The sequence below is a fragment of the Verrucosispora sp. ts21 genome, assembly GCF_002879555.1.
Lineage (GTDB): Bacteria > Actinomycetota > Actinomycetes > Mycobacteriales > Micromonosporaceae > Micromonospora > Micromonospora gifhornensis.
Window position 1 is genome coordinate 1 of the sequence record NZ_PNOZ01000056.1, and the last position, 15,153, is coordinate 15,153.

Below are 15,153 nucleotides of genomic sequence, written 5' to 3' on the forward strand. Positions count from 1 at the left end.
GCGGGGGTGGGTTAGGGGGTGCGGTGGTGGGCGAGGGTGGCGAAGGCGGTGAGGGACTCGGGGTTGGCCAGGGCGCCCTTGGCGGCGGCCTGGTCCACGGGAGTGCCGGTGAGGATCTTCTTGACCGGGACTTCGAGCTTCTTCGCCGACAGGGTGCGGGGGACGGCGCGTACCTGGTGGATCTCGTCGGGCACGTGCCGGGGTGACAGGGCGGTACGCAGCTCCCGGCAGATCTTCCTGCGCAACTCGTCGTCGAGGGTCAGGCCGTCGGCGAGCACCACGAACAGCAGGAGCTCACCCGCGCCGCCCTCGTCGTCCTCCAGGTGCACCACCACCGAGTCGACGACCTCGTCCAGTGCCTCCACCACCGAGTAGAACTCGGCGGTGCCCAGCCGTACGCCGCCCCGGTTGAGGGTGGCGTCGGAGCGGCCGGTGATCACACAACCGCCGCGCGAGTTGACGGTGATCCAGTCGCCGTGCCGCCAGACGCCCGGGTAGACGTCGAAGTACGCCTCCCGGTAGCGGACCCCGTCCGGGTCGTTCCAGAAGCCCACCGGCATGCTCGGCATCGGCTCGGTGATCACCAGCTCGCCGAGTTCACCGAGGACCGGGGTGCCGTCGGCGGAGCGGGCCTCGACCTTGGCGCCCAGCGCGCGGCAGGTGATCTCACCGGCGTACACCGGCAGCAGCGGCACGCCGCCGACGAACCCGGTGCACACGTCGGTGCCGCCGGACAGGGACTGGAGTTGCAGGTCACTGCCGACGGTGTCGTATACCCAGGTGAAGCCCTCGGCGGGCAGCGGCGCACCTGTGGAACCGACCCCGCGCAGCGCGGACAGGTCGGCGATCTCGCGCGGCACCAGGCCCGCTTTGCGGCAGGCCAGCAGGAACGGCGCGGAGGTGCCGAAGTAGGTGGTGCCGGACTCCTGCGCGAGCCGCCACAGCGCGCCCAGGTCTGGGTGGCCCGGGTTGCCGTCGAACAGCACGATCGCCGCGCCCACGGCCGGGGCGGAGACCAGGAAGTTCCACATCATCCAGCCGGTGGTGGTGAACCAGAAGAACCGGTCGGCCGGGCCCAGGTCGTGATGCAGGGCCAGCATCTTCAGGTGCTCCAGCAGAATGCCGCCGTGGCCGTGCACGATCGGCTTGGGCAGGCCGGTGGTGCCGGAGGAGTAGAGCACGTAGAGCGGATGGTCGAACGGCACCGGCGTGAAGGTCAACGGCTCGTCGGTCGCCGCCGCGAGTTCGGCCCAGGACAACGCGCCGTCCGGCGCGGGTGCCGCCGGGTCGAGGTAGGAGATGCCGACGGTGTGCCGCAGCGACGGCAGCGCGGCCCGGATCGCGGCCACCTCCGCCGAGCGGTCGACCGGCTTGTCGCCGTAGCGGTAGCCGTCCACCGCGACAAGCACCTTCGGCTCGATCTGCTGCCAGCGGTCGGTGACGCTGCGGGTGCCGAACTCCGGCGCGCAGGAGGAGAAGATCGCGCCGAGGCTCGCGGTGGCGAGCATCAGCACGTACGTCTCGGGGATGTTCGGGGCGTACGCGGCCACCCGGTCGCCGGTGGTGACGCCGAGGCGGCGCAGCCCGGCGGCCACCCGCCGGACCTGGTCGCGTAGCTGCGCGGCGGTCAGCACCTCGGGCTCGCGGGTCTGCCCGTACGCGAGCACCACCGGGTCGTCGTCGGCCCGACCGGGCATCCGCAGCACGTTCTGCGCGTAGTTGAGGGTGGCGTCGGGGAACCAGCGCGTACCCGGCATGTCGCGCCCGGACAGGGTGGCGGTCGGCGGGGTGTGCGCGATCACCTCGAAGTGGTCCCAGATGGAGCGCCAGAAGGCGTCCAGATCGGTGACCGACCACTGCCACAGCGCGTCGTAGTCGGCGAACTCCAACCCCCGGTGCTCGGCCAGCCAGCGCAGGTAAGCCCCGATCCGCGACCGCTGGAGCACGTCCGCCGGCGGCGTCCACAGCACGTCAGTCACTGCTCACTCCTCCCCTGGCCCGGCACGACGCTGTGCGGTGGGCCGTGGCGCCATCTTGCCCTACCCCGAAGCGCCATTCTCCGCAGCCGAACCCCGCAGGCGCATGTGCCCGGCCCACACGAGCGGACCCGGTTCGGTGGGTGCGGGCGAGAAGTCAGCCCGCCCGGTGGGCCTGGATGGCACGGCGGCGGGCCAGGCGGTGCGCCCGGCGGATCTCCGCCTCCCGCCAGCGCCGTTCGTCCTCAGGGGTCTCCGGCAGCACCGGTCGCACCGGCCGTGGCGCGCCGTCGACCTCGACGCCGACGAAGACGAGGTACGCGGTGGCCACCCGTACCGGCTCCTGCTCGGCCGAGTCCCAACGCTCGGCCATCACCCGTACGCCGATCTCCATCGAGGTCTGCCCGGTCCAGTTCACCTGGGCGTACGCGTGCACCAGGTCACCCACCCGGACCGCCTCGGAGAAGACGATCTCGTCGATGGCGGCGGTGACAGCCGTACCGCCGCTGTGTCGGGCCGCCGCCGCGCCGGCCACGTCGTCGACGAATTTCATGAGCACGCCGCCGTGCACGGTTCCGTAGAGGTTCACGTCGATCGCGGTCATGATCCGACTGAGCGTGACGCGGGAGTACGACGTGGGTTTACCTGGCATGGCGGAGAGGTGCTCGGTCATGTCGAAAACGGTACGGTGCGCGGATGCGACATCTGTGGAGCTTCCTCGCCGGTCTGGTGGTGGCGCCGGTCACCTGGGTGTTGGTCACTCTCGGGCAGGACGGGTCGGCCGGCACGGTGAACCGGTGGGTGGAGATCGGCACCTCGAACACGGCCAATCTCATCGAGCCGGCCGTCTACCTCGCGGTCGGCGGCATCGTGCTGGGCCTGCTCGGCACACTGCGCATCTCACCGCTCGGCCCGCTGGTGGCCGGGCTGCTGCTTGTCACTCCGTACATCGGGATGTTCGTCACGCCGTTCGGGGTGCGCGACCGCATCCCGGCGGACCGGGAGTTCCTCGGTGATCCGCTGCCGCTGCGTCTGCCGGTGGAGAACGGCACCCTGTTCCTGATCGGCATGCTGCTGCTGGTGGCGACGTTCAGCGGCCAACGCTGGCGCCGCTGGCCACAGCCGGTCGCCGCACCGATGCCGGCCTCGACCGCACCGCCGGCTCAGGCCGCAGCTCCGGAGCAGACCCTCACCGACTGGTCGCCGGTCGAGTCGAACGAGCAGGACACCGCCCCACTCACCCTCGGCTACCCGGACCCGACCCCGACCGAGCCGCTGCCCCGCCGTACCGGCCACACCTCGCCCTGGTCGGCCCCACCCGGCAACCTTCCCCGCCACGACGACACCCCCCGCTGACCCGGCTGATGAGGTTGGCGGCGATCCGGAGATCCATCCGCCGCCAACCTCATGATCAGCAGGGGCCGGGGTGGGCCCGGGTTCAGTCCTTGAGGAGCTGGCGGGCCATGACGATGCGCTGGACCTGGTTGGTGCCCTCGTAGATCTGGGTGATCTTGGCGTCGCGCATCATCCGCTCCACCGGGTAGTCCCGGGTGTAGCCGTAGCCGCCGAGCAGTTGCACCGCGTCGGTGGTGATCTCCATAGCGGCGTCCGAGGCGAAACACTTGGCCGCCGCACCGAAGTAGGTCAGGTCGGCGTCGCCGCGCTCGGAGCGGCCGGCGGCGGCGTACGTGAGCTGCCGGGCGGCCTCCAGCTTCATGCCCATGTCGGCGAGCATGAACTGCACACCCTGGAACTCCGCGACCGCCTTGCCGAACTGCTTGCGTTCGGCGACGTACCCCTTGGCGTAGTCGAGCGCGCCCTGGGCGATGCCGACGGCCTGGGCGGCGATGGTGACCCGGGTGTGGTCCAGGGTCTGCATCGCGGTGGCGAAACCGGTGCCCTCGGCACCGATCATCCGGTCCGCCGGGATCCGTACGTTGTCCAGGTAGACCTCGCGGGTCGGGGAGCCCTTGATGCCGAGCTTCTTCTCGGGTGCGCCGAAGCTCACTCCGGGGTCGGACTTCTCGACCACGAAGGCGGAGATGCCCCGCGACCGGGCGGCGGGGTCGGTGACCGCGAAGACGGTGTAGAACTCCGAGACACCGGCGTTGGTGATCCACCGCTTCACGCCGTTGAGCACCCAGTGATCACCATCACGTACCGCGCGGGTGGTCATCGAGGCCGCGTCGCTGCCGGCTTCCGGCTCGGACAGGCAGTACGAGAACATCGCCTCGCCGGACGCGACCGGGGGCAGGTACCGGCGCTTCAACTCCTCCGAACCGGCCAGCAGCAGCGGCATGGTGCCCAGCTTGTTCACCGCCGGAATGAGCGAGGACGAGGCGCAGGCCCGCGCCACCTCCTCGATCACGATGGCGGTGGCCAGCGCGTCCGCCCCGGCGCCGCCGTACTCTTCGGGGATGTGCGGGGCGTGGAAGTCAGCGGCGCGCAGCGCGTCGTACGACGCCTTCGGGAATTCTCCGGTCTCGTCCGCCTCAGCGGCGTGGGGCGCAACTTTCGCCACACAGATCTCGCGAACCGCCTCCCGGATTGCTTCATGTTCCTCGGGCAACCGATATGCGTCGAACGACCGTTCTGCGGCCATGCCGGCCCCTCCCCTTCACGGCTATCATGAGCAGTCTGTAGCGTCACGTGGACGCCCCCCGCGCAGACTGAAGGATAGCGACCACAGTTCAGCCGATGTTACCGGCGCGTAGGCTTGGCCATCACGGTGTACGCCGCCGCTCGGCGATGACAGAACCACAACAAACAACCCCTCCGGCGCCGGCCCGGCGCCGCTGCGGAACGCGACGCGATTGCGCGCCGCCAGTGCGAGCGGAGAGACAGGCGTGACCATCCCGTACCCGAACACCCAGCCGATGCCCGTCATCGCCGCGGTGACACCCCCCTCGGGTTCCTCCCGTCCTCGGGTGACCTTCCTCGGCACCGGTTACCTCGGCGCGACGTACGCCATCTGCTACGCAGAACTCGGCTACGAGGTGCTCGGCTACGACGTCGACCCGGACAAGATCGCCAAGCTGAACGCCGGTGAGGTGCCGATCCACGAGCCCGGCCTCGACGAACTGCTGCGGCGCAACCTCGCCGCCGGTCGGCTGCGGTTCAGCACCGACATCGCCGAGACCGCCGACTTCGGTGACGTGCACTTCATCTGCGTGGGCACCCCCCAGCGCGCCGACGGCATGGGCGCCGACCTGTCGTACGTCGAGGCGTCGGTGACCAGCCTGGCCCAGCACCTGACCCGCAAAGCGTTGATCGTCGGCAAGTCCACAGTCCCGGTCGGCACCGCTGACTGGGTCGAGCAGCTGGTCAGCAAGCACTCCCCCGCCGACCTCGGGGTCGAGGTCGCCTGGAGCCCCGAGTTCCTCCAGGAGGGCTTCGCCGTCGACGACGTGCTGCGACCGAACCGGATCGTGGTCGGCGTCAAGAGCGAGTGGGCCAACGGCATGCTCTACGCGGCGCACAAGGGCGTGTTCGACCTGGCCGCCACCGAGGACCGCGAGGTGCCCCTGGTGGTCACCGACTTCGCCACCGCCGAGCTGGTCAAGGTCGCCGCGAACGCCTTCCTGGCCACCAAGATCTCCTTCATCAACGCGATGGCCGAGGTCTGCGAGGTCGCCGGCGGCGACGTCACCCAACTGGCCCGGGCCATCGGGTACGACCCCCGCATCGGCAACCGGTTCCTCCAGGCCGGTCTCGGCTTCGGCGGCGCCTGCCTGCCCAAGGACATCCGCGCCTTCCAGGCCCGCGCCCAGGAACTCGGCGCCGGTGAGGCGCTGCGCTTCCTGCACGAGGTCGACCTGATCAACCTGCGTCGCCGTACCCGCGTACTCCACCTCGCCGCCGAGCTGCTCGACCGCCGCTACGGGCCCGCGGGCCCCGACCTGTCCGGCACCCGCATCGCCGTGTTGGGCGCGACCTTCAAACCCAACACCGACGACGTACGCGACGCGCCGGCCCTCGCCGTCGCCGCGCTGCTGCGCAAGGCCGGCGCGGACGTGCACGTCTACGACCCGCAGGGCATCGACAACGCCCGCCGGGCGGTACCGGAGCTGACCTACGAGCCGGGCATGGCCGAGGCGGTGACCGGCGCCGACCTGGTCTGCGTGCTCACCGAATGGGCCGACTTCCGCAACGCCGACCCGACCGTCCTCGGTGAGCTGGTCGGCGGGCGGCGGGTGATCGACGCCCGCAACTGCCTCGACTCGACGCTGTGGACGCAGGCGGGGTGGGAGTACCGGGGGTTGGGCCGTCCCTGACCTGACTTCCACGGTCCCCGTCGTCGTGTCCTGGTCAGGGATGCGGGGTGGACAGCTGTGGGGGTGACCCGCCGACAAGTGTCGAATTCCGGGGCCGCATTGGGCATGCTGCGACAGTGGGAATCCACAGTGTGGGTGGAGGGGTGTCGTGGCGACCTTTCAGTGCTCCTCGTGCCAGCAGGAGATCAAGCCGGCGGTCCGTTGCCCGCACTGCGGCGCGCACCAGCCACAGTGGGCCGAGCACCTGGCGGAGATCGAGCGGTCCATCGCGGAGATGAAGGCGCGCGAGGCCGCGATCGCCAGCGAACAACGGCAGCTCGCGTCCAAGATGCAGGCCGCCATCTTCCAGCGGGACACCCTGGCGCACGCCGGTAACGTCGGCGACGGTCGGACCCGGCAGGCCGGTCGGACCCGCCGGGTGCTGCGCCGCCGACCGGCCTACAAGTCGCCTGGTGCCGGCACCGTCCCACCCACCCGGCGCAAGCCGAGCGACGGTGGTCCACCGCCACCACGGGTGCCACGGCAGGGCGCCACCGACGGCGCCGAGGATCTGCCGCCGACCACGCCGATCTGGCTGGACGCCGACAATCCGGAGCATCCGCCGGAGGCCTCCTCGCGGGAGGTCCAGAACATCCCCCTCGGCCTCGGCGCGCTGCTGCTCGGCGTGGCCGCCGTGGTCTTCGCCGTCCTCGCGACCAGTTCGATGGATGCGCTGACCCGCCTCGGCATCCTGCTGCTCGCCACCGTCCTCATGTTGCTCGCCCCGCCGGTGCTCACCAAGCGCGGGCTGACCTCGACCGCCGAGACCATCGCCGCGGTGGGACTGCTGCTGGTGCCGCTCGCCGGGTACGCGCTGTGGGCGGTGAACCGGATCGGCGGCGGCTCCGGAGCCCTCTTCGCCGGTGTCATCTTCGCGGTGACCGCCGCCGTCTCCGTCGGGTACGCCGGACTGACCCGGCTCCGCGCTCCCCGCTTCGCCGCCGTGCTGGCCGCCCAGCCGGTGGTGCCACTGCTGGCGTACGAGCGGATCAGCGGCCCCGCCGGTTGGGCGCTGGTGTTGACAGTGGTGGCCGTGCTCGACCTCTGGCTGGCGCGCTCGCCGGTCACCGTGCAACGACCGGCCGTCGACGGGTCGACCGATGCCGCACCGGCTGGGGCGGCCACCCCGCGCCAGCGCACCGCCGACGGGCGGCCCGAGGGCGCGCCGGAGGAGTCCGGTGAGCTGATCGACCCCGTCGTCGGCACCCCCGCCGCTGCACCCGCGCAGCCGGTGCCGGGGCTACGGGAGCTGACCTGGGCGCTGCACGGCGTCGCCGTCGTGCTCGCCCTCGGCTACGCGGTGACCGCCCTGCTGCGCACCGCCACCGTGCCGGGTGCGATCGGCGCCGGGCTGGTGCTGCTGCTCGCCGCCACCGTCTGCCTGGCCGGCACGCTGCTACTGCGCCGCCCGCCGCTGCCCGACATCGGCGCGGGGGTGCTCACCCTCGCCGTCATCGGCGCCCTCGGCCGCGTCGCCTCGGTGGCGTTGCCCGGCCGCTCGCTGCTGCTGATCGCGGCGGTCATCGCGGCCACCGGTCTGGTGGTGCGGGCGGTGCCCGAGTCGGCCCGTCGCGGCCCACAACTGGCCTCCGCGATAGCGCTCACGGTCAGCGGAGTGGTGGTGGCCGGCAGCGCCCTGCGCGCCGGAATCGCACCCGTCGAGGCCGCGCTGCCGGCCTGGGCCGCCAACCTCGACCGGTACCCGGCCGAACTGGCCGCCGCCGCAGGGCCTGCCGGCTGGCAGCTCGCCGCCAGCGCCTTTCTGCTGACCGTGGCGGCGGTGGTGGCGCTGCCCGCCGAGATACGCCGCGAGTTCGCGGTGACCGGTGCCGCGTTGACTGCCCTCGCCGTACCCGCCTCGTTCGGGTTGAGCTGGTCGGTCGCGCCGTGGCCGATGGTGCTGACCGCGATCGGCATCGGTGCGATCGGGTTGTCCGCCCGGACGACCCGGGCCGCCCGGGCGCACGCGGTGGCGGCTGCCGTCGTCGGTCTGGCCGGTGCCGGAGCGGCGTTGGCCCGGCCCGCGCTGACCGCCGCCGTGCTGCTCGCCTTCGTCGTGGCCGGCGTGCTGATCGCCGTCGCCCCTCGGATCCGGCTCGCGCCGGCCGCCGCCGACGAGATCTCCGCCTGGGCGGCCGGCGGTGCGGCCTTCGCCCTGCCCGGGGCGGTGGCCGCGTTCGTCGCCGCCCTCCGGTACGGCGAACCGACGTTGACTCCGGCGAGCCTGCGCGAGGCGACAGTGCCGGTGCTGGCGGCCAGCTTCCTCGCCGTCTGCGTGACGCTCGGCTACGCCGCGATCGTCCAGGTGTCCCAGCGGCACATTCCGATGCCACTGTCGGTGGGGGCCGGCCTCGGTGCGCTGGTGGTCGCGGCTGCCGGATTCGGGGCACCCGGTGCCACCGTGGCGGACGCCTGGGTCAGCGCGTTGCTGCTGGTCGCCGCCGTACTCCTCTTCCTGGCCCCGTCGATCGACGCGGGACGTCGCTCCGACCTGACGATGGACGGCTCCGACCTGGCCGCCGCGGCGGTGACCGCGGCCCTGGTCGCCACGCTGCTGAGGATCGGCACGGTGCTCGCCCCCGGCGGACAACTCGCCGTCGCCGCGGCGTTGGTCCTGGTGGTCGCCGTCGCCGCGCGGGCGATGCCGGAACAGTGGCGACGCGGTCCGGTGCTCGGCCTCGCGGTCGGCGGTGTGCTGATCGGCCTGCTGGCCGGCTGGATGGCGCTGCGCGGTGGCGTCGGCGTCCTGGCGACCCCCGGTCCGATCTGGAACGGCGACCTCAGCGGGTGGCCGGCCGCACCGACCGGTGGCACCACCTGGCAGGCCCCCATCGCGCTGGCTCTGCTGGCGCTCGCCGCCGCCATCCTGCTGCCGCCGCCGTGGCGCTACGACGTGGCCGGCGTGGCGGCGGTCCTGGCCACCATCGGTGCCCCGGCCGCGTTCGACCTGTCCTGGTGGTCGCCGGTCGTGATCGGCGGCATGGTCGCCGCCGTGTTCGCGATGGCGGCCGTCGCCTCCGTCGACCCCCGCGCCGCCCTGTCCAGGATCACCGTCGCCGGGGTGGTCGCGCTGCATGCCGCCGGTGCGGGCCTGGTCCGCCCGTGGACCACCGCGCTGGCGCTGATCAGCGTCGTGGTGATCGGTGCGGTGGTGGCGGCGTTGGCCCGTTCGATGTCGGTTTCCTTCGTCGAGGACATCCGGGCCGAGGGGATGCCGCCGCACCTGGCGCAGATCGGCGGAGCGGCCGTGGGGGCGGCGTTGCTGGCGTTGCCGGGTGCCACGGCCGCGCTGGCCGCCGAGTTCGGTCACCCGCCGCAGGCCATCCTCACCGCCGGTCTGGCCGCCACCAGTCTCGGCCTGGCCGTGGTCGCCGGGGTCCGCGGGCTGATCCCGCAGTACCTGCCCTGGGCGAGCGCCGGTGTGGTCGGCGGCGCGGTGGTGACCGCGCTGGCCGCCGTACCGCTGGGTCTGCAGGTCGGGGTGTACGCGGCCGCGGCTGCCCTGCTCGGGGTGCTCGCCGAGCTGGTCCGTGAGGCGACGGAGCCTCCCGCCGATCCGATCCAGCCGCCGCGCCGCTGGACGGTGCTGCTGGACGGGGCGATCCGGCGGACTCCCGACGACGGTCTGCGTCCCCGCTGGCGGGTGAGCCCGGCTGCGGGGGCGTTGGGTGCCGCCGCTCTGCCGACCCTGTTGGCGGTGATCTCCATCGCGCCGGCGTTGTCGGCCGCCCTGGTCGACCCGATCCGTACGCTCCGCCGGGTCTGGCAGGGGCCACCACCGGAGTTGCTCGACCCACCGGCTGCGGCGGTCAACCCGACGCACGTGCTGACCGCGTTGCTGCTGACTGCGACGGCGGCGCTGGCGGCCACCGGATTCAGCGCCGGTCGACGCTCCCGGGCGGTGCCGGTGGTGCTGCCGGGTGCCGCGATCACCCTGTTGATCGCCCCGATCGCGCTGGGCAGTGGCTGGCCGATGAGCACCCGGGCGGCGCTCGTGGTGTTCACCATCTCGATGCTGGGACTGGCGTTGACGCCGCCACCGTCCCTCGTGGAGCGGGCGCGTTCGCTGCGGCTGGCCCGGGTACTCGTCTTCCTGATCGGCCTGGCGGCCGGCGGGGCGGGCCTGGCCGGCAGCCTCGCCACCCGGGAGCTGACCCTGCTCAGCCTCGGCGGTGCGGTCGGGGTCGGCGTGGTGGCGGCGTTGTTCGGCACCACCTCGCGGGCCCGCATCCTCGGCTGGCTGTTCGCCTCGCTGATGGCGCAACTGTTCGTGCTCACCGTGGGCCTGGTGGCCGGGCTCGCGCCGGTGTGGTCCGCCTTCGGGGTGCTCGCGGTCGGTGCCGCGTTGCAGGTCTTCGCCGCCCGACTGCCTCGACTGCGTCGCCCCGAGGCACGGGTGGAGGCCGCCACTGTGGAATGGAGCGGCCACGCCGCCGCCCTGATCGCGCTGGCTCTGGCCTTCGACTCGCCGCGGCACATCGCCGCGCTGCTGGCCGGCTGGGGCGCGGTGCTCGGCGTCGCGGCGATGCGGCCGGGGCGTCGACCGGTGGAGCGGCGGATCCTGTTCTGGGCGGTGGTGATCTGCGAGATCACCGCCTGGTGGATCCTGATGTGGGTGGCCGACGTGGCGCTGCCCGAGGCGTACACGCTGCCGTTCGCCGCGTTGGCCCTGCTGGTCGGCGTCCTGGAACTGCGGCAGCGGGCCGACATGAGCAGTTGGGTGGCGTACGGTCCGGCGCTGGTGGCCGCCTTCGTACCGACCCTGGCGATCGTGCTGGCCACGGATTCGAGCACGCTGCGTCAGGTGCTGCTGCTGCTCGGTGCGGTGGCCGTGCTGGTCTTCGGGTCGATGAGCCAGCAGCAGGCGCCGGTCATCGTGGGTGCGGTGGTGACCGCCATCGCGGCGGTGCACGCCCTGTTCAGCCTCGGCCCCTGGCTGGCGTTGATCCCGGTCGGGTTCCTGCTGCTGATCCTCGGCGCGAGCAACGAGCGTCGCCGACGCGCCCAGGAACGCCTCCAGACCGCGCTGCGGGGCATGCGCTGACGCCTCTACCGCGCCGCGCGTAGTCGGAGCAGGTGCGCGGCGGTGTGCGCGACGACCGGGTCGGCGTCCGCCGACAGGTCGGCGAGGGCCTGTGCGGCGGTGTCCCCCGGGATGTCCGCCAGCGCCCCCACCAGCCGTCGACGGGTGGCCGCGTCGGCGGCGGCATCGAGGCGTCCGACCAGGCGGGCGGAGATCTGCTCCGCCAGGGCGGCCTCCCCGGCGAGCACGCTCAGCGCGTCGGCCGCGTCGACGTCACCGGCCTCCTCGACGACCATGTCGACGAGGGTGGGAACCGCGTCGGCGACGCCACGGGCCCCGAGCGCCAGGGCCGCGTACCGGCCGACCGCGAGGTCCGCGTTGGCGAGGGCGTCCCGCAACAGTACGGTCGCAGCGTCGCTCGGGATCTCGGCGATGGCTTCGACGGCCCGTCTGCGTACCTCGGCCGTCGGTGCGTCGAGGCCCTCCGCCAGCAGCGCCAGCCCACCCTCGCCCGACTGCGCCAACGCCCAGCGCAGAGTGCCGGCGACGTTCGGATCCTCTTCGCTCAGCACCGCCTCGACCAGCGCCTCCACCGGCATCGCTGCCGCGCGCGGCAGCGACAGGGCGGCGCGTTGACGTTCACCGGCACTGTCCGACCGCAGCGCCTGAAGGAGCGCCACGATCTGGAGCACCTCCGCCCAGTCGGCGGGTTCCGCGGCACCGACTCGACGAAGTCGGGTGAGCAGGTCCGTTTCGGCAGCGATGCGGTTCCGGGTCTGCCGGATGAGGTCGTCCACGAGCGCCGCAGGCGTGAAACCGGGGTCGTCGAGGGCCCGCCGGACCTCCCGCAGCGACAGCCCCAACGACCGCAGGCTCTCGATGTGGAAGATCCGCCGGATGTCCTCGTCCGCGTACTCCCGATAGCCGGACCCGGTCCGACCCGTCGGCCGCACCAGCCCGAGCGCCTCGTAGTGCCGCAGCATCCGGGCACTGACCCCGGACCTGCGGGCCACCTCACCGATCAACACGGCCCGTCCCCCTCCTGCCCGTCACTCGGCATCCTGGTGGGCCGGGCCGAGGGCGACGATGCGTTTCGCCTCCTCGACGGCGAAGTCGAAGCCGGTGTCCGGGTCGCGCCAGAGCCGCTCGGTGGCGATCGCGTGCTGGCGTACCCGCGGGTCGGGATGGGTCGTCGCGGCGCGCAGCACCGGCATGATCACCTCGCCGAGCCCGACCAGTGCCCGGCTGAGGCTCAGCTGCGTCTCCCGCTCGCCGCGCCCGAGCTGCGTCGCCAGCACCGCGACCAACCCGGATTCCGCACCTTCCGGCACGAGTACGACCGCGGCCCGCCAGGCGCTGCGCGCCACCTCGTCGTCGGCGTCGGTCAGCAGCTCGCGCGTGATCGCCGGCCAGGCCCGCCGGTCCCCGATCTTGGACAGCGTGTGCAACGCCTGGCTGCGCGCCTGCCCGGACGCCGAGCGCAGTTCCTCGATCAGCCTGGGAACCGTCACCGAGGCCGGCTGTCGGGTGAGCGCCCAGGTGAGCATCTCGCGCACGAAGAACTCCGGCTCGACCGCGCACCGCTCGACAAGCACGTCCACAACCTGCGGATCCGGGGTCGTCCCGGCCGCCAACGCCACCCGCAACCGCACCGACGAACTACCGTGCGCCAACCCCGCACCCACCTGCCCCGCCTGCGCACCCCGCCCCGCCTGCGCACCCCGCTCTGTCTGCGCGCCCTGCGCGCCCTGTGCGGCCTGCGTAGCCCGCTCTGACTCGGCCACTGCAAATCACCCCCGCGCCCAGTCCACCCCTTCTCACGATGTCAAGGTCAACCCCACCCCCGTCATCACCGCCGCACCGCTACGCCGAGACGGCAAACACGCAGCAGCAGAACCCCACCATTACGGCGTAACGGAGTCGAGAAGAGCTAAACAAACCGGGGGGTCGAGAAGAGCTGAGCCACCAGGACAGCCCGCCCAGGGCAGGGCTGGGGGGCGACCGTCCCCGGCGCAGGGATCAAGCCTGACCGCCCGGAGCCGGGGACGGTCGCCCCCCAGCCCCAACCGCAACCAGCGAAAACCGCAACCAGCGAAACCCGCCAGCAGAAAACCTAAGCCAGAGAAGCCCGCAGAGCCGCGTCCTTCTCCGCGACCAACTGCTCCAGATCGGCCTGGTACGCCGACATCCGGTCGAGCAGGGCCGGGTCGGACGCACCCAGGATGCGGACCGCGAGCAGTCCCGCGTTGCGGGCGTTGCCGATCGACACGGTGGCCACCGGCACACCGGCCGGCATCTGCACGATCGACAGCAGCGAGTCCATGCCGTCGAGGTGCTTCAGCGGCACCGGGACTCCGATCACCGGCAGCGGCGTGACCGAGGCGATCATGCCGGGCAGGGCGGCGGCACCACCCGCACCGGCGATGATGACCTTGAGGCCCCGCCCGGCGGCGGCCCGCCCGTAGTCGATCATCTTGACCGGGGTGCGGTGCGCGGAGACGACCTCGACCTCGTACGGCACCTCGAACTCGGCGAGCACCTCGGCGGCGGCCTTCATGGTCGGCCAGTCCGAGTCGCTGCCCATGATCAAACCAACGGTGCTCACGCCGTTCCCTCCGTACCGTCGCGCAGCCAGCGCATCGCCCGTGCGGCGCGGGCGCGTACCTCGTCCAGGTCGTCACCGAGCACCGTGACGTGCCCGATCTTGCGGCCGGGGCGGACCTGCTTGCCGTAGAGGTGCACCCGGGCGGTCGGTTCGGCGGCGAAGAGGTGGTGCAGCCGCTCGTCGATGGGCATGCCGCCAGGCTCACCGCCGAGCACGTTCGCCATCACCACCACCGGCGCGGTCAGCGCGGTGTCGCCCATCGGGTAGTCCAGCACCGCCCGCAGGTGCTGCTCGAACTGCGAGGTCCGGGCGCCTTCGATGGTCCAGTGCCCGGAGTTGTGCGGGCGCATCGCCAACTCGTTGACCAGCAGTCGGCTGCCGCTGGACGTCGAGGGGTCGGCGACCTCGAACAGCTCCACCGCCAGCAACCCCACCACGCCGAGCGCGGTGGCCAGGTCGATGCCGAGCTGCTGGGCGGCCACCGCCAGTTCCTCGGGCAGGTCCGGCGCGGGCGCGAGCACCTCGACGCAGATCCCGTCGCGCTGCACCGTCTCCACCACGGGATAGACGGCGACCTGCCCGAACGGGGACCGGGCCACCTGCACGGCCAGTTCGCGGCGCAGCGCCACCCGTTCCTCGACGATCAGCTTGGTGCCGCCGGCGAGCAGCGTCTCGGCCAGCTCGGTGGCCTGCGCGGCGTCGCCGACCGGCCAGACTCCCCGACCGTCGTATCCACCCCGGGCGGCCTTGACCATCACCGGCCAGCCCACCTCGTCGCCGAAGGCCACCAGGTCGGCCGTCGACTCGACGGGCCGCCAGGCCGGGTTCGGGGCGGCCATCGCGTCGAGCCGCTCCCGCATCACCCGCTTGTCCTGGGCGTGCACCAGGGCGTTCGCCGGCGGGTAGAGCTTCACCCCTTCGCCGGCCAGGGCGCGGATGTGCTCGGTCGGGACGTGCTCGTGGTCGAAGGTGACCACGTCACACGCCTTGGCGAAGGTGCGCAGTGCGGCCAGGTCGGTGTGGTCGCCGTACTGGACGTCGGCGGCCACCAGGGCCGCCCCGTCGTCCGGCGTGAGCGCGAGAACGCGCAGCGACTGGCCGAGGGCGATCGCGGCCTGGTGGGTCATCCGGGCCAGCTGGCCACCACCCACCATGCCGACAACAGGCAGACCGGTACGGGAATCCATAGCCGCGCCAGCCTATCGGGGCCGGTCGGGACGCTGCCCGGCGGATCCG

General features: G+C 72.5%; 10 protein-coding genes. 3 read left to right on the forward strand and 7 right to left on the reverse strand.

The features are described from left to right. Positions 1-11: 11 nt before the first annotated feature. Both C1A38_RS22010 and C1A38_RS22015 read right to left on the reverse strand, forming a co-directional pair. On the reverse strand, positions 12-1,979 hold the full coding sequence (locus C1A38_RS22010; RefSeq protein WP_102659653.1) for an acetoacetate--CoA ligase: 1,968 nt from the start codon (positions 1,977-1,979) through the stop codon (positions 12-14). Positions 1,980-2,133: 154 nt separating this feature from the next. Next, positions 2,134-2,649, reverse strand: coding sequence for an acyl-CoA thioesterase (locus C1A38_RS22015; RefSeq protein WP_102659654.1), 516 nt, complete (start codon positions 2,647-2,649; stop codon positions 2,134-2,136). A gap of 23 nt (positions 2,650-2,672) precedes the next feature. On the opposite strand from C1A38_RS22015, the gene C1A38_RS22020 reads away from it, so the two are divergent. Next, a complete protein-coding gene (locus C1A38_RS22020; protein ID WP_102659655.1) occupies positions 2,673-3,332 on the forward strand; it encodes a hypothetical protein in 660 nt (219 codons plus the stop codon). An 82-nt stretch (positions 3,333-3,414) separates the two neighbouring features. On the opposite strand, the gene C1A38_RS22025 is transcribed toward C1A38_RS22020, so the two are convergent. After that, positions 3,415-4,578 carry an acyl-CoA dehydrogenase family protein gene (locus C1A38_RS22025; protein WP_102659656.1) on the reverse strand — a complete coding sequence of 388 codons (1,164 nt, stop codon included), beginning with the start codon at positions 4,576-4,578 and terminating at the stop codon, positions 3,415-3,417. A gap of 244 nt (positions 4,579-4,822) precedes the next feature. Between C1A38_RS22025 and C1A38_RS22030 the strand changes: the two genes are divergently transcribed. After that, positions 4,823-6,250 carry a UDP-glucose dehydrogenase family protein gene (locus C1A38_RS22030; RefSeq protein WP_102659657.1) on the forward strand — a complete coding sequence of 476 codons (1,428 nt, stop codon included), beginning with the start codon at positions 4,823-4,825 and terminating at the stop codon, positions 6,248-6,250. Between the two features lie 148 nt (positions 6,251-6,398). Further along, positions 6,399-11,333, forward strand: coding sequence for an SCO7613 C-terminal domain-containing membrane protein (locus tag C1A38_RS22035; RefSeq protein ID WP_102659658.1), 4,935 nt, complete (start codon positions 6,399-6,401; stop codon positions 11,331-11,333). Positions 11,334-11,338: 5 nt separating this feature from the next. Here the strand turns inward: C1A38_RS22035 and C1A38_RS22040 are convergent, their stop codons facing one another. From C1A38_RS22040 to C1A38_RS22055, 4 genes are all read right to left on the reverse strand, one after another. Beyond that, positions 11,339-12,340, reverse strand: a complete 1,002-nt coding sequence (locus tag C1A38_RS22040) for a MerR family transcriptional regulator (protein WP_102659659.1) — start codon at positions 12,338-12,340, stop codon at positions 11,339-11,341. Positions 12,341-12,361: 21 nt separating this feature from the next. After that, the gene (locus tag C1A38_RS22045; protein WP_199180282.1) at positions 12,362-12,997 is read right to left on the reverse strand and encodes a HEAT repeat domain-containing protein; all 636 of its coding nucleotides are present in this window, start codon (positions 12,995-12,997) and stop codon (positions 12,362-12,364) included. A gap of 428 nt (positions 12,998-13,425) precedes the next feature. Then, on the reverse strand, positions 13,426-13,917 hold the full coding sequence (gene purE / locus C1A38_RS22050; protein WP_102659661.1) for a 5-(carboxyamino)imidazole ribonucleotide mutase: 492 nt from the start codon (positions 13,915-13,917) through the stop codon (positions 13,426-13,428). Continuing rightward, complete coding sequence (locus tag C1A38_RS22055; protein WP_102659662.1) at positions 13,914-15,104, reverse strand: 5-(carboxyamino)imidazole ribonucleotide synthase; 1,191 nt, start codon at positions 15,102-15,104, stop codon at positions 13,914-13,916. Before C1A38_RS22055 ends, purE begins: the two co-directional genes overlap by 4 nt. Between the last annotated feature and the right edge of the window lie 49 nt (positions 15,105-15,153).